The organism is Mesobacillus sp., from assembly GCF_057785455.1.
Map to the genome: position 1 here is coordinate 84,549 of NZ_JBYNSB010000035.1, position 18,991 is coordinate 103,539.

An 18,991-nucleotide genomic window follows, 5' to 3' on the forward strand; every position below is an offset into this window, starting at 1 on the left:
CTTATTAGAATTCGGCTAATTCCCTCATAGCCTTTTCAACCTTATCAGGGTTGATCATAAAATACTTTTCCATTGTAGGCGCATACGGCATAGCTGGAACATCCGGCCCAGCCAATCTCTTGATAGGAGCATCCAGCTCAAACAAGCAGTGCTCAGCAATGATTGCAGCAACTTCGCTCATGATGCTTCCTTCTTTGTTATCTTCCGTAACAAGAAGGACTTTGCCTGTTTTTGAGGCAGCTTCAATGATTGCTTCTTTATCCAAAGGATAAACTGTACGCAAGTCAAGGATATGCGCAGAGATTCCATCCTTCGCTAACCTTTCAGCAGCCTGCAGCGCGAAATGTACTGCCAGGCCATAAGTGATGACTGTAATATCTTCGCCTTCACGCTTAACATCCGCTTTGCCAATCGGAAGCACATAGTCATCCGCAGGCACTTCACCTTTTATCAGGCGATAAGCACGCTTATGCTCAAAGAATAAAACTGGGTCTTCATCCCTGATTGCAGCCTTCAGCAATCCTTTTACATCGTAAGGAGTAGAAGGCATGACAATTTTCAAACCAGGCTGGTTCGCAAACACTGCTTCAACTGACTGGGAGTGGTACAGGGCACCATGGACTCCACCGCCGTATGGTGCACGAATGACCATTGGACAGCTCCAGTCATTATTTGAACGATAACGGATCCTTGCTGCTTCTGAAATGATCTGATTAACAGCTGGCATGATGAAATCAGCGAACTGCATTTCTGCAATTGGACGCATTCCATACATCGCCGCTCCAATGCCAACGCCGGCAATTGCCGATTCAGCAAGCGGGGCATCGATGACGCGATCTTCTCCGAACTGTTCGTAAAGGCCTTGAGTCGCTTTGAAAACTCCGCCTTTTTTCCCCACATCTTCTCCGAGGACAAAAACTCTCGGATCTCTTTCCATCTCTTCTTTAATCGCTAAAGTTACCGCATCTATATAAGAAATAACCGCCATTTTTGCTCCCCCTTACTCTTCCGCGTACACGTATTTTAAGGCATGTTCAGGCTCTGCATACGGTGCGTTCTCAGCATAGTCTGTTGCTTCGTTAACTAATTTCATGATTCTGTCATTGATTTCTTTCTCGCTGTCATCATTCAGGATTCCATTCTCTTTCAAATAAGCACCAAATGTGATGATTGGGTCATTTGTCTTTGCCTTCGCGACTTCGTCTGGGGCACGATAGCTTCTGTCATCATCATCTGATGAGTGTGGTGTCAGGCGGTAGGACACCGCTTCAACCAAAGTCGGGCCCTCCCCGCTGCGACCGCGGTCTGCTGCTTCTTTTACTGCCTTATAGACTTCGAGCGGGTCATTTCCATCTACCGTTACACCAGGCATTCCATAGCCGATCGCACGGTCAGAAACCTTCTCGGCTGCTACCTGCTTTTCGTAAGGGACGGAAATCGCGTATTTATTATTTTCTACCATGAATATAACTGGAAGCTTATGTACTCCCGCAAAGTTGGCGCCTTCATGGAAATCACCCTGGTTCGAGGATCCTTCTCCAAAAGTTACAAAGGTAACAAGATCTTTCTTCTCCATTTTCCCTGCAAGTGCAATGCCGACAGCATGTGGCACTTGAGTTGTAACCGGAGAAGAACCTGTAACGATGCGGTTTTTCTTCTGGCCGAAGTGACCTGGCATCTGCCGTCCGCCGGAGTTAGGGTCTTCTGCCTTCGCGAATCCCGATAGCATCAAATCCCTGGCTGTCATGCCAAAGGTTAAAACGACGCCCATATCTCTGTAATAAGGAAGGACATAATCCTTTTCTCGGTCAAGCGCAAAAGCAGCTCCTACCTGTGCTGCTTCCTGCCCCTGGCAGGAAATTACGAAAGGAATTTTACCTGCGCGGTTCAGCAGCCACATACGCTCATCAAGGCGTCGGGCCAAAAGCATAGTTTCATACATTTCCAAAACTTTTTCATCACTTAAGCCAAGTGAAGCGTGACGATTTTCTGCCATGTTTATACCTCCCAATTACGGTTTAATACTCTCTAAAAGAGTTTAAAAGATTACTTTAGGAATGGATTGCTTTTCCGTCCACTGCTAATGCAGCTTCACCGATTGCTTCTGAAAGTGTTGGGTGGGGGTGGATCGTATGGGCCACTTCCCATGGTGTTGCATCTAGGACCTTTGCAAGGCCGGCTTCAGAAATCATATCAGTTACGTGAGGACCGATCATATGGACGCCAAGGATATCATCCGTGTTTTTGTCCGCTACTATTTTCACGAAACCATCAGATTCTCCGTATACCAAAGCTTTGCCGATTGCCTTGAAGGAGAACTTGCCGGTTTTAACCTCAAAGCCCTTTTCTTTTGCTTCATCCTCAGTCAGTCCTACGCTCGCAGCTTCAGGTGAACTGTAGATACACTTAGAAACCAAAGTATAATCAATCGGATGCGGATTTTCTCCTGCAATATGCTCAACAGCCACGATGCCTTCATGTGACGCTACATGGGCAAGCTGCAGCCCTCCGATGACATCCCCGATTGCATAAATATGAGATTCCTTTGTCTGGAAAAATTCATTTGTTTGGATGAAACCTTTTTCAAGTTGGATTTCAGTGTTTTCCAGGCCGATGCCTTCAACATTTGCCTGACGTCCAACGGAAACAAGGATTTTTTCGGCCTTGAATTCTTTTTGTTCGCCCTTGAGTTCTGCATTGATTGTTACTCCGTCTGATTTCTGGAGTGTTTCAGGCAGCACCTTTGCACTTGTAATGATCTTTACGCCTTTTTTCTTCATCGCGCGCTGCATTTCCCTTGAAACCTCTTTATCTTCTGTCGGGACAATACGGTCGGCGTATTCAATGACGGTAACTTCAGATCCAAAATCAGCAAGCATGGAAGCCCATTCGATTCCGATTACTCCGCCGCCTACAATAATGATGGATTTTGGCAGTTCTTCCATGATTAGTGCCTCATCAGAAGTCATGACATACTGTCCGTCGGCTTCAAGTCCAGGTAAAGTTCTTGGACGGGATCCTGTCGCGACGATTACGTTCTTTGGAATCAGCATTTCATTTTCTTCGCCATTATTCATTTCAACTGAAATGGTGCCTGGCATAGGTGAGAATATTGAAGGGCCAAGAATTCTTCCAAGCCCTTCATACACATCGATTTTCCCCTGCTTCATCAGGTGTTGGACACCTTTATGCAGCTGGCCGACAATCTTTTCTTTGCGCTCCTGGACCTTGGCGAAATTCACTCCTACTTCCCCAGTAGTCACGCCAAATTCTTCACTTTTCTTCGCCGTTGAATACACTTCTGCACTTCTCAGCAGCGCCTTGCTCGGGATACAGCCTTTGTGCAGGCAGGTTCCGCCTAGTTTGCCTTTTTCAACGATGGCCGTTTTCAAACCAAGCTGTGAAGCTCTGATTGCTGCTACGTATCCCCCGGTTCCGCCGCCGAGAATGACCAAATCATACTCTTGTGCCATGTGATTCCCTCCTCTAACTTCTTTTAAAAAATTTCATCACTTTATCTTTATTTACCTGGATATTCCCTGACCTCTTCCTCACCCCGAAGTATACGGAGTGCGCCCTCTGCAAGGGCCTGCAGTTCATTTTCCCCAGGCTCGACAATTACATCGGCAATCCAATTGATCCGTTCCGAAATCTCATGTACGAAATCCTTGCCATAGGCAAGTCCGCCAGTCAGGATGATCGCATCGACCTTGCCTGCAAGTACCGCACTGGCAGAGCCGATTTCCTTCGCTACCTGATAGGCCATCGCGTCATATACCAGCTTCGCCCTGGCGTTGCCCTGCTTGATCATTTTCTCAACCTTGACAGCATCGTTCGTGCCCAGGTATCCAACAAGTCCGCCCTGGCCAACTAGTTTTTTCATAATTTCCTCGCGGTAATAGTCACCGGAGTAGCATAGTTCGACAAGATCGCCAGCTGGTACAGTGCCAGCACGTTCCGGGCTGAACGGTCCATCACCATGCAGCCCATTATTGACATCGATTACTCTGCCCCTTTTATGTGCTCCGACGGTGATCCCTCCGCCGAGATGTGTAACGATCAGGTTCACATCTTCATATTTTCTCCCCAGCTCTTTTGCAACCCTGCGGGCCACGGCCTTCTGGTTCAAGGCATGGAAAATACTTTTTCTTTCGATCAGTGAGAAACCTGAAACACGAGCCAATGGATCAAGCTCATCAACGACGACAGGGTCGACAATGAAGGATGGTATATTCAAACCTGAAGCAATTTCATAGGCCAGGATTCCCCCCAGGTTTGAAGCATGCTGTCCTGAATAACCATTGCGCAGGTCTTCGAGCATTTTATCGTTAACTGCATAAGTTCCGCCTTCAATTGGCCTTAAAAGCCCGCCGCGCCCACAAACAGCATTCAATTTTGAAATGTTGATCCCTTCTGTATCAAGCGTTTCAAGTATCGTATTCTTCCTGAATTCATATTGATCGATGATGGTCTCATAGGAGTTAATGACAGAAGAATCATGGCGGATTGTTTTTTCAAAGACGGACACTTCATTGTCAAAGACTCCAATTTTCGTTGATGTAGATCCTGGATTGATGACTAGAATCCGATATTCTGTTTGCTGCACTGTTAAACCTCCAATATGCTAAACGGACTTTATGCAATCCGTTGAAACGTCTGTTGTATCCATTAAGTAAATAACAGAGGCGCCGAATTGTCATTCAGCGCTCTCCGGTTTCATTTCCGATTAACGGCGGCTCAAAATATGATGGCCGTTTTGCAGGAACTGGCTGCGGGAATTGCGCATTCTTTCTATACGCTCTTCTGCCATGCGGTCAGCAGCCAGGTAAGTAGGGATGCCATCCCTTCTGGCGATTTCGATAACTTTTTCAATGTTGTTGTAGATGGTTTCAACCTTCTTCATAGCTCGTTCTGCATTATAGCCATATAGCTCATCTGCTACATTGATAACACCGCCAGCATTGATGACATAGTCAGGAGCATATACAATGCCCATTTCATGGATGATATCCCCATGCTTAGTATCTTTCAGCTGGTTATTTGCAGCACCTGCAATTACCTTAGCTTTGATTTGAGGGATTGTTTCATCATTGATGACAGCACCAAGTGCACATGGTGCATAAATGTCACATTCAACACCGTAAATTTCATCCGGGTCAACTGCTCTTGCACCAAATTCTTCTACCGCTCTCTGGACTGCTTCTTTATTGATATCAGTGACAATCAGCTGTGCGCCTTCCTCATGGAGGTGCTTGCAAAGATTGTAGGCTACGTTGCCGACACCCTGAACAGCAATTGTCTTGCCTTCAAGTGAATCTGTACCGAATGCTTCCTTTGCAGCTGCCTTCATACCCCGGTATACTCCGTATGCAGTTACTGGAGATGGGTTACCTGATGATCCGAAAGCTGGAGAAATACCTGTAACATAATCTGTTTCCTCATGGATTAGATCCATATCTGCAACAGTAGTCCCAACGTCTTCAGCCGTAATGTATCTGCCGTTTAATCCCTGGATGTAACGTCCGAAAGCACGGAACATTTCTTCGTTCTTATCCTTGCGCGGATCACCAATGATTACCGTTTTTCCGCCGCCAAGATTCAAGCCTGCTGCAGCATTCTTATAAGTCATGCCCTTTGCAAGGCGAAGAGCATCTTCAATCGCTGCTTCTTCAGAAGCGTAAGTCCACATACGAGTCCCGCCCAGAGCTGGTCCAAGTGTCGTGTCATGGATAGCGATGATCGCTTTTAATCCTGATTGTTTATCCTGGCAAAAAACTACCTGCTCATAATCGTACTGTTCAAGATACTTAAAGATTTCCATTAATAATTCCTCCCCTGGTTATATGTAATTATGGTTAATCAGCAGCAGAGCATAGTGCCAGCGCAAGTGAATACAGCTTGCTTTCTGCACTGTCAGCCCTTGAAGTCAACACGATTGGAGCCTTTGCACCCGCAATGACTGCTCCAACCTTAGCATTGGCAAAATAAATTAATGATTTGTATAATACATTTCCAACTTCAATGGCAGGAACCAATAATATGTCTGCCTCGCCTGCAACATCACTCGTAATCCCTTTGTGTTCTGCCGCAAGATGGGATACTGCATTATCAAGTGCGAGCGGACCGTCTATTATACAGCCTGAAATCTGTCCGCGTTTGTTCATAGCTGTTAAGGCTGCTGCATCCAATGTCGCCTGCATACCAGGATTGACCACCTCAACAGCTGCCAGCGGTGCCACTTTTGGCATTTCAATGCCAATTGAATGAGCAATTTGCACAGCATTCTTAACAATTTGAGCCTTTTGCTCAAGATCTGGAGCGATATTCATCGCTGCATCAGTGATGATCGTGAACCTGCTGTAGCCTGGTACCTCAAAGACCGCAACATGGGAAAGTACCGCTCCGGCCCTCAGGCCATATTCCTTATTAAGAACTGCCTTTAAAATGGCAGCTGTAGGAAGATTCCCTTTCATCAGTACATCTGCTTCATTCGCTTTCACTGACTTGACTGCCATTTCGGCAGCAGCATTATTGTCTGGAGCAGAAATGACTTTAATTCCTTCAAAGCCAGCCATCCAGGAATGCTGAGAGGCTATTATCCCTTCTATCTCTTCTTTGTTTCCAAATAGAAGGAAATCAGCCAGGTTCAGTCTCGCCGCTTCGGCGATTGCTTCTAAAACTTCTGTATCCTCGGCTGCAGCCACTGCAACAGTTTTCCTTTTATTTTGGGATGCCCTGCTGATAAGTGAGTCTAATTTCATCTATTGCCTCAACCCTTTCTTTTCGATGCGCATCACCCATCTTTTATATATGCAAGAACCGTGCCAACTTAAAAAGTATTGAAAACGCTTTATTTTTCTCTAAAAACATTCTGCAAATTATTGCACACCGTGCAAATTATTGCATGCTATCTGTTTCAATATTATATTTTTCAAGCTTATAATACAAATTTCTGACTGATACCCCGAGCGAACGGGCAGCAAGCGTCTTATTTCCTTTAGCAGAAACCAAAGTATCTTTAATAATTTGGGCTTCATATACCTCAATTTGTTCCGCAAGGGTCCCATCACTTAACTTTTGCTCAATAACCTGATTCACTCTTGCTTGTCCTCCTTGCAGATCAGGCAAATGATAAACCTCAATGATCGTTTCACTATAATTCAAGAAAATCATTGCTCTGCCCAGGACATTTTCCAGTTCCCTCACGTTGCCAGGCCAGTCATACTCCATCAGTTTCCTCATCGCCTTTTCTGATACGCCTTCGACATTCCTACCATAATCCTGGTTTATTTTGCGGATGAGCCTTTCGCAAAGTAGCGGAATATCATCTTTCCTTCGTCTCAAAGGCGGGATATGAATAGGCATCCTATTCAATCGGTAATATAAATCTTCTCTAAAACTGCCGTTTGCAATTGCTTTTTCCAGGTTCATATTCGTTGCGGCAATGACCCTGACATTGATTGGAATAGGCTTTGTGCCACCGACCCTGACAATTTCCCTTTCCTGAAGCACCCTCAGCAGCTTCGCCTGTGTATTCGCAGGAAGCTCGCCAATCTCATCAAGGAAGATGCTTCCATTGTTCGCCTCTTCAAAAAACCCTCGCTTCCCTCCCCTTTTCGCCCCGGAAAACGCGCCTTCTTCGTAGCCAAAAAGCTCGCTCTCAAGCAGGGACTCGGAAATAGCCGCACAATTAACCCTGATGAATTTGTTAAACTTGCGGTCACTTGCATTATGTATCGCATGGGCGAACAGCTCTTTGCCAGTTCCAGATTCTCCGCGAAGCAGTACAGTCGCTGGCGTTTTTGCCCCTAGTTTCGCCTGTTCAATCGGGATCATCATCTCTTCAGATTGGCCAATGATATCTTCAAATGCATACTTGGCCTCCAGCGTCCTGATGATTTGCCTTGCCCGATTCAATTCCCGGTTGAGATTCTGGATTTCAGACATATCATGAATGACACCGACGCTCCCCTTCAGGATCCCATCCACTATGATTGGAGCTACATTTACAACAACTTCCTTTTTATTCGACCCTACCCGCATGGCCGTACCCCGGACCGCCCTTCTAGTTTTAAGGACTTTCATGTGCATGCTTTCCCCTTCGGAAATGTCTGCAGTAGCCGGCTGGCCAATGACCTGCTCCTCACTAAGGCCAGTAATTCGGGTATACGCAGGGTTAATCATTATTCCACGGCCATCTTCATCAACGACTGAAATAGCTTCATCACTTGAATTGATGATCGCCTGAAGCATTGTCTGGATTTCTTTCAGATTCGTGATTTCTTCTGCCAGGTTAACAACATCCGTAATATCTTTGAAAACAGAGAAGGCACCGATTAATTGCTCGTTCTCATCGACCATCGGAATGCGGGTAGTGATGATTTTCGAACCATTTTCCAGGACGAGTTCCTGATTCATTTCAACTTTTCTTGAATTTAGAATCCTCGGCAGCTTGCTCGTGGGAATGACATCAAGAACATGCTTCCCTTCAGCCAATTTTCTGGATATTCCAATTATTTTTTCTGCACTTTTGTTAAAAAGAGTTATGATTCCATCAGTATTGATGACCACCATGCCATCATCGGTGGAGTTAAAGATCAAATCATGTTCATACGTGACCTTTCTGAGAGTCTTGATCAATTCTTCCTTTTCCTCAAGCAATGTAGCCAGAAGAAAAGCAACGCTGCCTGGAATCAGGACAGTGTTCTTGCCACGCGCATCTCTCAGGTCCCGAAAAACCTGGTCAAGCCCCGTCACTTCAATGATGATGTCCAGGTCTTCTGATAAGAATTCCCGCCAATCTTCACCTGTCTGTATTCCAGCTTTTTTAGCCACAGCCAGGCCGGGAGCCTCTGGATTAATATCTACAACCGCAACCACGTTAGCAGTTTGCTTAAAAATATTCAGCAGGGCGGTGCCGCCTTTCCCTGCCCCTACAATCATTATCTTTTGCATAAAGTCCCCCACGGATCAGGAAAAATATTTCATATAATGCAAACAAAGTCTGCAATTTTCTTCACAAATAATTGTAAATGTTTTTGTTGCCAATGACAAATTTCATTCTTTTTCTTCCGTATTAACTTACATTTGATCAATAGACCCTTTCTGGCTGGTTGCGCTTTTTATTATAATCCTGAGGATTGCGGAATAAGGATCACTTTATTATACTCAGAATGAAGAAGAATTTTTTAACGAAGGGATTTCCATTATGTCGAGGATTATTGCATTAATTATTATGGTGATACCTGGAGTGGTCTCGGCTTACGGTGTAAAGCTTATGCGCGATATGGTTTTTGGGATATTGCAGTCTCCAATCCCCAACCTGTTTGTTCAATTCATTTTAGGTTTTCTATTATTTGCCGCCGGCCTTGCGTTTATTGCAGGCTTTATCCTGCACCGCGACCGCAAAAAAAATAAAGTTCAGGCGATTTTCCGCATTCCCGATAGCAATAAAAAGCAAAACAGGCCATAATCAGGCCTGTTTTATTTTTTGCCTTATTCTAAGTGCCTTCGCAGGATCATCGGTGATAACTGCACTGCAATTGCACTTGAAAAGCCGTTCTAGTTCAGAATCTTTATTGACTGTATAGGGCCGCACTTCTATACCATATTCTAAAGAAGCTTTTACAATTTCATCTGGAGCTGCCCTCCAGTGGGGGTGAAAGCCCCTTGCCCTGATTGAATGGGCATATACCCATGGCATGTAAAGCCCTTCTGACAGCAAAGGCGCTATTTCAATCTCAGGCGCATGCCGGTAGCAGTAAACAATGCTATAATGATTGAAAGAAGAAATGATGATCCTATCAGAGAGATTATACTGCCTTACCATGTCAATGACTTTTGACTCCATTCCTTCGTATGGAATGATGCTGTTTTTTAATTCTATATTGCAAATAAGCTTATTTTCCGTTAGCCATTCCAGCACTTCTTTGAGCAAAGGAATCGGCTCCTTCTTGGATAATGATTTATGAAGCTTGCCTGCATCCAATTTACGGATATCCTTCAAGTTGAAGTCTTTAACCAGGCCGCTTCCATCTGTCGTCCGATCTACCTTTTCATCATGAATGACGACCAATTCACCATCCTTTGTCATTTGGACATCCAATTCTATACCATCAGCCCCGGCTTTAGCTCCTTCAATAAATGCCTTCATCGTATTTTCCGGGAATGCAGCCGCATAGCCGCGATGGGCAAAAATAAGAGTCATATTCAATCACACCTTAATTATTATTTGGAGGTAATAAAAATGAGACCATTGCAAATTTCCGCTGATACTGCTTTAAAGCTCTCGGAGAAACTTGGAATGCCAATCGAGCGCATCATGCATATGCCGCAGCATATCCTTTTGCAAAAATTAGCAGAGCTTGAAAAAGAGAAAGAGAAATAACATCCAGGACGCCTATGTACAGGCGTTTTTCTATTTCCAAAATCGATGAAAAAATAAAACATCCATCTCATATCGTAAACGGATACAAAGAGGGATGTCTTTTACAAAAAATAATTAATAATTGCTCATTACAGTTCTAACTCTTTCAAGAAGCTTTATGCTCCAGGCGCAGTTTGTCAGCGACCATCGCGATGAACTCTGAATTTGTTGGCTTTGCCTTCGACATCGAAACAGTGTAGCCAAATAACGACGAAATGGAATCGATATTCCCTCTGCTCCATGCTACTTCAATTGCATGTCGGATTGCACGTTCCACCCGGCTTGCTGTCGTATTGAATTTCTTGGCGATATCAGGATAGAGGACTTTCGTAATTGAGCCAAGAAGTTCAATATCATTATAGACCATGGAGATAGCTTCACGCAGGTACATATAGCCTTTAATATGTGCAGGCACGCCAATTTCATGAATGATGCTGGTAATGCTTGCGTCAAGATTTTTAGGTTTTTGTTCGGCAGCTGACCTTCCATAATTAATGGATGCAGGCTTCCTTGGCATCGTTTTGGCTTTGCCGCTAACCTGACGGATATGGCCAGCAAGATGTTCCATATCGAATGGTTTTAGGATGAAATAGGAAGCTCCAAGTTCAACAGCTTTTTTGGTTACGTCTTCTTGCCCGAATGCCGTCAGCATAATGACATTGGGGATAATGCCTTTTTTCAAGTCTCGAAGCTTTTCCAGCACAGCCAAACCGTCAAGATGAGGCATGATTATATCCAGCAGCATTACATCAGGATCTGTATCTTCAAGCATTTCCAGGCATTCCTGGCCGTTATGCGCAACACCGATTATTTCCATATCATCCTGTGATGAAATGTATTCTTCAAGAAGCCCCACCAATTCTCTGTTGTCGTCCACGACAAATACTTTAATTTTGTTCACTACTTGGTTCCTCCTCAATCCAATTATGTTCACAAATTTTATCTTCTCTATTTTCTATTCTAAATGACTAATTCGACAATGCAACAGAAATTCCTCTTATTTTTAATTTTTTCTTAAAAAAGTAATATTTTCTAATTAATGCTTCATTTTCCTTTGTTTTTCGACTGATTTCGATAGTTGACAAAAAAGCAAGAAGGATTATGTCGAATTTTCTTATTTTATGTATTTTTGTATACAAGGATCTGTTAAACATGGCTGTTAATTTTCGTTCCAGGCGCTCCGCTTTCCGCTGAAGAATTATGAAAAAGCCCAACTGCCGGCTTTTTCATGAGCGAATTCTTCTTGGGGCTGGCGCTGAGCATCCTCGTCACTTTACTTCTGCGGGGTAAAATGGCCCCTTCTTTTCGGGCCATTTCTACCGGGGTCTCACCTGTCCAGGTGGGCCCGCAGGACTTTGAATGGGCTTCCTCGAATTTGCCCACGCACGAGGGAAATGCGTTAGCATTTTCGGAGGAGTCTACGCGCCTTCCACTACAATTAACAGGAGTTAAAAAACAACATTTTGCTTAAACAGAGCCTTACAAAAAAAAGGCGGCATAAGCCGCCGTATATCCATTGGTATTAACTAGCCTGTTCCCTTGGTTTTTCGTAAATATCAATACCCGCTTCATTTAGCATCCATTCAATATGGACGCCATAACCGCTGGTTGGGTCATTGACAAAAACATGTGTGACTGCGCCTACAAGCTTATTGTCCTGGATGATCGGACTTCCGCTCATTCCCTGGACAATGCCTCCCGTTTTCTCCAACAGCTCTGGGTCTGTCACTTTAATGACCATGCCTTTTGTTGCCGGAAACTTTTGCGGGATGGTGCTGACAATCTCTATATCAAAAAGATTCACTTCATCATTGTTTACGACCGTCAGGATCTTCGCCGGCCCTTCTTTCACCTGATGCGAAAGAGCAATGGGAAGTGGAGTATCTAAAATCCCATTTTTAATATCCCGATTCAATTCGCCAAAAATGCCAAATGGGCTGTTTCTTTGAATGTCCCCGATAATTTCCCTGTCAGACGAAAAGCGGGCCAGTTTCTCACCGGGATCACCTTTTCCGCCTTTTTCAATGGATGTGACCGTGGAGCGGACAATCTGTCCATCATCAACAACGATCGGCTTTTTCGTGTCCATATCGGATATTACATGTCCGAGGGCACCGTACTTTTTGGACTGCGGATGATAAAAGGTCATTGTTCCAATCCCTGCCGCAGAATCACGGATATACAATCCTAGCTTATATGTGTTTTCATTCACATCTTTTTTCGGCTGAAGATGTGCATTGATTTTTTCATTTTCTCGTTTAAGCACTAAATTCAATGGTTTCCCGTCTTCTCCTGCCTGTTTTACGAATGGACCTACATCTGACATCTTTTCTATTTGCTTGCCATTGATTTCTGTGATAATATCGCCTTTTTTAATTCCTGCTGCTTCACCCGGGGATACCCTGCCCTCTTCTGCCTGAACCTGATGATGTCCGACCACTAGGACACCGACAGTGTTCAGCTTAACGCCGATTGACTGGCCTCCAGGCATGACTTTGAAATCCTTTAGAACATTAACGTCTACTTTCTTCACCGGAAAACCAGCAAGCTCGAGGACCATTTCGTCCTTGCCGTGGGCTTTCGCTTCTAAAGAAACGTTTTCGCCATCCTGATTAACAGTTATGCTCGCGTCCACTGCCGGAGCTGTCACATGGACTGCCTTGGCTGAAAAATCGAGCTTTTGTCCTTCAAATAAAGTAATATCTCCTGGAATTGATAAATATTCATGTACAGGTTTTGCAAATCCTAAAGCAATTAATGAAACAAGGAGAATTCCACCAATAAATTTTCTGAGAAAATCTTTTTTCAATCCATTCACTCTCCTCGCTTCTAGTCCACACACACACATCGATAATGGCTACATCTTTAATTTTGCCTCGAGTCCGCTCATTTATAACCTGTATAAAAATAAAAAAGCTACCCATTATGGATAGCTTTTCAAGTTGCTGCCTTCATATTCTGTGCCAGTTTCAACAATTCTTCAGCATGCTGTTTGGTTAAGTCAGTAATTTCAACGCCAGATATCATCCGGCCGATCTCTTTCACCTTATCATGGATGGACAATGGAGTTACCGAAGTCTTCGTTCGCCCATTTTTAATAACTTTGGCAATATACAGATGAGTATCTGCCATCGCTGCAACTTGAGGCAAGTGAGAAATACAAAGCACCTGCGACCCGGTCGATACATTGTAGATTTTTTCGGCAATTGCCTGTGCCACGCGACCGCTCACACCTGTATCCACTTCATCAAAGATTATTGAAGTGACTCCCTGATGTTTAGAAAAAATACTCTTCAGTGCAAGCATGATTCGGGAAAGCTCTCCACCCGATGCGATCTTTGACAACGGCTTCAAAGGTTCACCAGGGTTCGTGGAAATATAGAATTCAACTTTGTCTGCTCCGTTTTTATGAAACACATCAGGTACAGACTCAATCCGCAATTCAAAAACTGCTTTTTCCATATAGAGCTCCTTAAGCTCATTGTGAATCATTTTCGTTAATTTCTTAGCCCATTTTTTGCGGATATCTGACAGGTTGACAGCTTCTATTCGCAAATCCTTCCTTAAAGAGGCAAGTTCCTTTTCCATTTGGCCAATATGGACTTCTTTATTTTGAAGAGTTTCGATTTCCTCTTCGATCTTGGAAGCATACTCGAGAATCTCTTCGATCGTCTTCCCATATTTGCGTTTCAGCTGATTGATCTCATTCAATCTTTCTTCTATATCATTCAAACGCTGAGGGTCATATTCAAGAGAATCCATCTCATTCCTGATCGTCCTTGCTGCATCCTCAAGAATATAAAAGCTGTTGGAAACTGCTTCAGCTACTGGCTTATAGGATGCATCCAACTCTGCCGCATTTTGAAGGTTGTCCATTACCAGTGAAATCCAGTCAAGCCCTTTTTGTTCACCTTGAAGAGCCGTATAGCTATTCTGGATACTTTCAAAAATCCGTTCGTAATTGCCCAGCTTGCGTTTCTCTTCAAAAAGCTCCTCATCTTCATTCAATTTCAATCCGGCTGATGTAATTTCATCATGCTGAAATTGAATCAAATCAAGCCGGTGAGCCATTTGCTGTTCATTCTCACTCAAGCTTTTCAATTTCTTTTGTGTCAATTCAAATGACCGGTACACATGCTGGTACTCCTGGAGGGCAGGAAGTATTTCTTCAGCCCCAAACTGATCGAGCAAATTGATGTGCCTCGTTTCATCCATCAATTCCTGATGTTCATGCTGCCCGTGTATATCGATCAGTGTAGAACCCACTTCACGCAGTACGGCAATCGTGACGAGCTTGCCATTTATTCGGCAAACACTCTTGCCGCTCGCCGATATATCTCTTCTCAAGACAATCATGCCATCCTCAACTTCGATGCCAAATTCGGACGCTCTGGCATAGCATGGGTGCTGGTCTCCTTCCAGGAAAAATAGACCTTCGATTTCCGCTTTCTCCTCGCCATGGCGGACAAACTCAGCTGAGCCCCTGCCGCCAACAAGAAGATGGATGGCGTCGATGATGATGGATTTACCCGCTCCTGTTTCACCGGTAAGGACGGTCAAACCTTTATTAAAAGAAACGGAAAGAGATTCAATAATTGCAAAGTTCCTAATCGATAGTTCGTTTAACAAGCAAACGTCACCTCATTTACAGCATATCTAGAAAACGATTTGTGACAAGCTCGGTATCTTCCGGAGTCCGGCAAATAATCAAGATGGTGTCATCCCCGCAAATCGTTCCAAGTATATCATCCCAATCAAGATTATCAATTAATGCACCAATTGCATTTGCGTTGCCCGGCAAGGTTTTCATTACGAGCAAATGGCCCGCCTGGTCAATGCGTACAAAAGCGTCCATTAGCGACCTTTTCAGCTTTTGCAAAGGATTGAAACGCTGGTCTGCCGGGAGGCTGTACTTATACCTTCCATCAATTAAAGGTACTTTAACAAGATGCAGCTCCTTAATATCCCGGGATACAGTTGCCTGTGTTACATTGAATCCTGCTGCCTTCAAGCGGTCAACAAGCTCATCCTGTGTTTCAATATCCTTGCTCGCGATCAGTTCGCGTATCTTAATATGGCGTTGGCCTTTATTCATTCTTATCACCCCTGAATGGATCCGAAACATTTGTTCATACATTTATACTCATATGTTAGCCGATTTCAACAGATTGTACAATCTTTCGTGATTCTTCACCAAAACCTTCTTTAAGGTTTTGACAAACGGGTGAACATTTACAAAGATTAGCCGAGTTCCAGGCAATTTTCATCAAACAGGCTAGACTTTTTCTAATGCTCTTTTCTAATACTTTGTTCCTGTTTTATATAGGTGTGAAAGAAATCTCCCATTTTCAAAAAGGGTAACCATGTTTTTTAAAAAAACTATTGGAATAAAAGGCTGTTGATTTTCGTTCCAGGCGCTCCGCTTTCCTCGGGGCGTGCGGTGAGCCTCCTCGCCGCTTTGCTCCTGCGGGGTCTCACCTGCCCGCTTCATCCCGAAGGAGTCTGCGCGCCTTCCACTGCAATCAGCTGGATTTAAAAATTTAGCAAGAATCTTTGCTAAAACAGCCTATTTCAAAAAGATGGCACTTAGTTTATGTCCATTCTTTACATAACCAGCTTGACCAAAAATAAAAGAACAGGCTAATATCGCCTATTCTTCATCTTCGTTCGTTTGTTTTGATTTGAGTTCATTGTGCGCTTGCTCGACAATCTCTTTCGCAGTTGTCTTCAGTCTTAATTCGCCATGATCCTCCATTTTGCCATTCCACTGCAAATGCAGAAGGAATTCGATGTTTCCATCGCCGCCTGTAATTGGCGAATAGGATAAATCATGAACATCATATCCCTGATCTATTGAAAAGGCTATGATCCGCTCAATTACCTCTTCGTGGACTTTGCGATCACGCACAATTCCCTTCTTCCCTACCTGTTCACGCCCTGCTTCAAACTGCGGCTTTACCAGAGCTACAACATCACTTCCTGGAATGAGCAAAGTTTTCAGGACAGGGAGAATTAAACGCAGGGAAATAAACGAAACATCTATACTTGCGAAACTTGGAAGGCCCCGGGTCAAATCCTCAGGCTTTACATATCGGAAATTTGTACGCTCCATCACTTCGACACGTTCATCCTGGCGAAGTTTCCAGGCAAGCTGGTTATAGCCTACATCAAGTGCATATGACATTTCAGCTCCATTTTGCAATGCACAATCTGTAAAACCTCCGGTAGATGACCCTATGTCCAGTAGAGTTTTCCCTTTGACATCAAGATTAAAGACCTTCAATGCCTTCTCAAGCTTCAGACCGCCCCTGCTTACATATGGAAGGACATTCCCCTTTACAGTGAGGGGAATGTCACTATTCACCTTTTCACCAGGTTTGTCCAGTCGGTTTTCATTAGAATAGACGAGCCCGGCCATGATGGTTCGCTTTGCCTTTTCCCGCGTTTCGGCAAGGCCTCGCTCAACCAGCAGCACATCTAAACGTTCTTTTTTGTTTTTCATCAGTTACGCCCTTTTTTGTTTTTGTCTTGCCAGTTTCTGGATCCGCAAGACAACATCTTCAGTTGTCATTCCAATTTCCTTGAGCAATTTATCAACACTACCATGTTCAATAAATTGGTCAGGGATTCCCATACGATCGATTTCAGCATGGCTGTAGCCAAGATCATGCGCCGTTTCCAGGACAAAGCTGCCAAAACCACCCTGGAGGACAGCTTCTTCGATTGTAAGGATTGGTATATCGTCATTCAAAATCTCTGTAAGGATTTTCTCATCGAGCGGCTTGATGAACCTTGAATTGACTACTTTTACCGAAATACCTTGTTTTGCAAGGATTTCAGCCGCTTCCAGCGCCATCGGTATAGTCGTGCCGAATGTCAGGATAGCCGCATCCTCACCCTCGCGCAATACTTCCCAGGTACCAATTGGAATTTGCTTTAACTCTTTCTCCATCGGTACCCCTAGTCCATTTCCGCGCGGGTATCTCATCGCGATTGGGCCATCATCGTATTTCATTGCAGTATACACCATATGCTGTCCTTCGTTTTCATCCTTCGGCATCATTAAAACCATATTTGGCAGATGTCTTAAAAAAGCGATGTCAAACACACCCTGATGTGTTTCGCCATCGGCTCCTACCAGGCCTGCCCGATCGATGCCAATAAATACATTTAAGTTCTGGCGGCAGATATCGTGAACCACCTGATCATAGGCTCGCTGAAGGAAGGTTGAGTAAATCGCAAGGAAGGGTTTCATCTTTTGAGTCGCAAGGCCGGCAGCAAAAGTTGCAGCATGCTGTTCCGCGATACCGACATCGATCATCCTGTCTGGAAATTCACTTGCGAACCCTTCAAGCTTGGACCCAACAGGCATTGCCGGTGTGACAGCAACCACGCGGTCATCCGTCCTGGCAATTTTCCTCACCGTCTCACTCACAAGCTTGCTCCATGCCGGAGGCGCGTATTCCGGCTTAACAAAGTCTCCAGTTTCCATTTTATATGGACCGGTCCCGTGCCATGTGCCGATTTTATCGTTCTCAGCAGGATTGTATCCTTTTCCTTTTTTCGTGATGACATGCAGCAGTACAGGCCCTTCCTGTTTTTTCGCATAAGCAAGATTTTCGAATAAAGCCTCATAATTATGGCCGTCTACTGGGCCAAGATAGGTGAAGCCCAATTCCTCGAAAAAGATACCAGAAACAAACAGGTATTTTAAGCTGTCCTTGATCCTTTCGGCTGTTGCTGCAAGCTGCCCGCCAATTGCCGGAACTTTTTTCAGCAAATATTCAAGCTCATCCTTAACCCAATGGTATTTCCCTGCCGTCCTTAAGCGGCCGAGCACATTGTGCAGCGCGCCGACATTTGGTGCGATCGACATTTCATTATCATTGAGGATGACAATCAGCTTCTTTTTTTCATGGCCGATATGATTTAAAGCTTCAAGAGCCATTCCGCCAGTAAGGGCGCCATCACCGATAATCGGGACAATATGGGAATTTTCACCTTTTAGGTCCCTGGCAATCGCCATACCCATCGCTGCCGATAAGGAGGTGGAACTATGGCCTGTTTCCCAGACATCATGCTCACTTTCAATCATTTTCGGAAAGCCGCACAGGCCTTTATACTGCCTTAAAGTATCAAATTGACATGCACGTCCAGTCAGGATTTTATGTACATACGACTGATGCCCCACATCCCAAAGGAATTTATCCTTGGGGCTGTCAAAGCATTTGTGCAGGGCAATCGTAAGCTCCACTACCCCTAGATTCGGGCCAATATGGCCGCCTGTAACTGATAACTTTTCAATTAAAAACTGCCGAATCTCCTCACTTAACGCTTCCAATTCCGCAATCGAAAGATTTTTCAAGAAGGAAGGGTCTTTTATTGATAAAAGATCCATTTCGGACCACTCACTTTCATTTCTGACTTATTATCCGTTGATTTATTTCTGTTTCCAAAAAGTTGTTAGTATTAACATATATTAAGTAAAGAACCGATTTCAAGCTAAAGCACAAATTATGTATGAAAAAAAGCTGTCAACACAGTCGTGCTAACAGCCAATTATAG

At 44.2% G+C, this 18,991-nt stretch carries 16 protein-coding genes; 2 read left to right on the forward strand and 14 right to left on the reverse strand.

The features are described 5' to 3' along the window. Positions 1–4 precede the first annotated feature (4 nt). The 7 genes from AC3EBE_RS14265 to AC3EBE_RS14295 all read right to left on the reverse strand — a co-directional run bounded on the left by AC3EBE_RS14265 (position 5) and on the right by AC3EBE_RS14295 (position 8,955). Complete coding sequence (locus AC3EBE_RS14265; protein WP_488595708.1) at positions 5–988, reverse strand: alpha-ketoacid dehydrogenase subunit beta; 984 nt, start codon at positions 986–988, stop codon at positions 5–7. Positions 989–1,000: 12 nt separating this feature from the next. Continuing rightward, on the reverse strand, positions 1,001–1,996 hold the full coding sequence (locus AC3EBE_RS14270; protein WP_488595709.1) for a thiamine pyrophosphate-dependent dehydrogenase E1 component subunit alpha: 996 nt from the start codon (positions 1,994–1,996) through the stop codon (positions 1,001–1,003). 55 nt (positions 1,997–2,051) lie between these two features. Further along, positions 2,052–3,473 carry a dihydrolipoyl dehydrogenase gene (gene lpdA / locus AC3EBE_RS14275; protein WP_488595710.1) on the reverse strand — a complete coding sequence of 474 codons (1,422 nt, stop codon included), beginning with the start codon at positions 3,471–3,473 and terminating at the stop codon, positions 2,052–2,054. A 47-nt stretch (positions 3,474–3,520) separates the two neighbouring features. Further along, on the reverse strand, positions 3,521–4,606 hold the full coding sequence (gene buk, locus AC3EBE_RS14280; protein WP_488595711.1) for a butyrate kinase: 1,086 nt from the start codon (positions 4,604–4,606) through the stop codon (positions 3,521–3,523). Positions 4,607–4,726: 120 nt separating this feature from the next. Beyond that, positions 4,727–5,821, reverse strand: a complete 1,095-nt coding sequence (gene bcd, locus AC3EBE_RS14285; RefSeq protein WP_488595712.1) for a branched-chain amino acid dehydrogenase — start codon at positions 5,819–5,821, stop codon at positions 4,727–4,729. A 34-nt stretch (positions 5,822–5,855) separates the two neighbouring features. Further along, the gene (gene yqiS, locus AC3EBE_RS14290; RefSeq protein ID WP_488595713.1) at positions 5,856–6,761 is read right to left on the reverse strand and encodes a phosphate butyryltransferase; all 906 of its coding nucleotides are present in this window, start codon (positions 6,759–6,761) and stop codon (positions 5,856–5,858) included. Positions 6,762–6,897: 136 nt separating this feature from the next. Then, the gene (locus AC3EBE_RS14295) at positions 6,898–8,955 is read right to left on the reverse strand and encodes a sigma-54 interaction domain-containing protein (protein WP_488595714.1); all 2,058 of its coding nucleotides are present in this window, start codon (positions 8,953–8,955) and stop codon (positions 6,898–6,900) included. Positions 8,956–9,208: 253 nt separating this feature from the next. Here AC3EBE_RS14295 and AC3EBE_RS14300 point away from each other — a divergent pair, with 253 nt between their 5' ends. Further along, the gene (locus tag AC3EBE_RS14300) at positions 9,209–9,472 is read left to right on the forward strand and encodes a DUF2627 domain-containing protein (RefSeq protein WP_488595715.1); all 264 of its coding nucleotides are present in this window, start codon (positions 9,209–9,211) and stop codon (positions 9,470–9,472) included. Here the strand turns inward: AC3EBE_RS14300 and AC3EBE_RS14305 are convergent, their stop codons facing one another. Next, the gene (locus tag AC3EBE_RS14305; protein WP_488595716.1) at positions 9,473–10,207 is read right to left on the reverse strand and encodes a glycerophosphodiester phosphodiesterase; all 735 of its coding nucleotides are present in this window, start codon (positions 10,205–10,207) and stop codon (positions 9,473–9,475) included. A 39-nt stretch (positions 10,208–10,246) separates the two neighbouring features. Here AC3EBE_RS14305 and AC3EBE_RS14310 point away from each other — a divergent pair, with 39 nt between their 5' ends. Beyond that, positions 10,247–10,387, forward strand: coding sequence for a YycC family protein (locus AC3EBE_RS14310; protein ID WP_488595717.1), 141 nt, complete (start codon positions 10,247–10,249; stop codon positions 10,385–10,387). Positions 10,388–10,532: 145 nt separating this feature from the next. On the opposite strand, the gene spo0A is transcribed toward AC3EBE_RS14310, so the two are convergent. From spo0A to dxs, 6 genes are all read right to left on the reverse strand, one after another. After that, a complete protein-coding gene (gene spo0A / locus AC3EBE_RS14315; RefSeq protein ID WP_488595718.1) occupies positions 10,533–11,327 on the reverse strand; it encodes a sporulation transcription factor Spo0A in 795 nt (264 codons plus the stop codon). 621 nt (positions 11,328–11,948) lie between these two features. Next, positions 11,949–13,235 (reverse strand): SpoIVB peptidase, encoded by a 1,287-nt coding sequence (gene spoIVB / locus AC3EBE_RS14320; protein ID WP_488595719.1) that lies wholly within the window; start codon positions 13,233–13,235, stop codon positions 11,949–11,951. A 128-nt stretch (positions 13,236–13,363) separates the two neighbouring features. Beyond that, the gene (recN, locus tag AC3EBE_RS14325; protein ID WP_488595720.1) at positions 13,364–15,055 is read right to left on the reverse strand and encodes a DNA repair protein RecN; all 1,692 of its coding nucleotides are present in this window, start codon (positions 15,053–15,055) and stop codon (positions 13,364–13,366) included. Between the two features lie 16 nt (positions 15,056–15,071). Further along, entirely contained in the window at positions 15,072–15,521 is a 450-nt protein-coding gene (gene ahrC, locus AC3EBE_RS14330; RefSeq protein ID WP_488595721.1) for a transcriptional regulator AhrC/ArgR, read from the reverse strand. A gap of 555 nt (positions 15,522–16,076) precedes the next feature. After that, positions 16,077–16,928, reverse strand: a complete 852-nt coding sequence (locus AC3EBE_RS14335) for a TlyA family RNA methyltransferase (RefSeq protein ID WP_488595722.1) — start codon at positions 16,926–16,928, stop codon at positions 16,077–16,079. Between the two features lie 3 nt (positions 16,929–16,931). Then, the gene (gene dxs / locus AC3EBE_RS14340; protein ID WP_488595723.1) at positions 16,932–18,824 is read right to left on the reverse strand and encodes a 1-deoxy-D-xylulose-5-phosphate synthase; all 1,893 of its coding nucleotides are present in this window, start codon (positions 18,822–18,824) and stop codon (positions 16,932–16,934) included. Between the last annotated feature and the right edge of the window lie 167 nt (positions 18,825–18,991).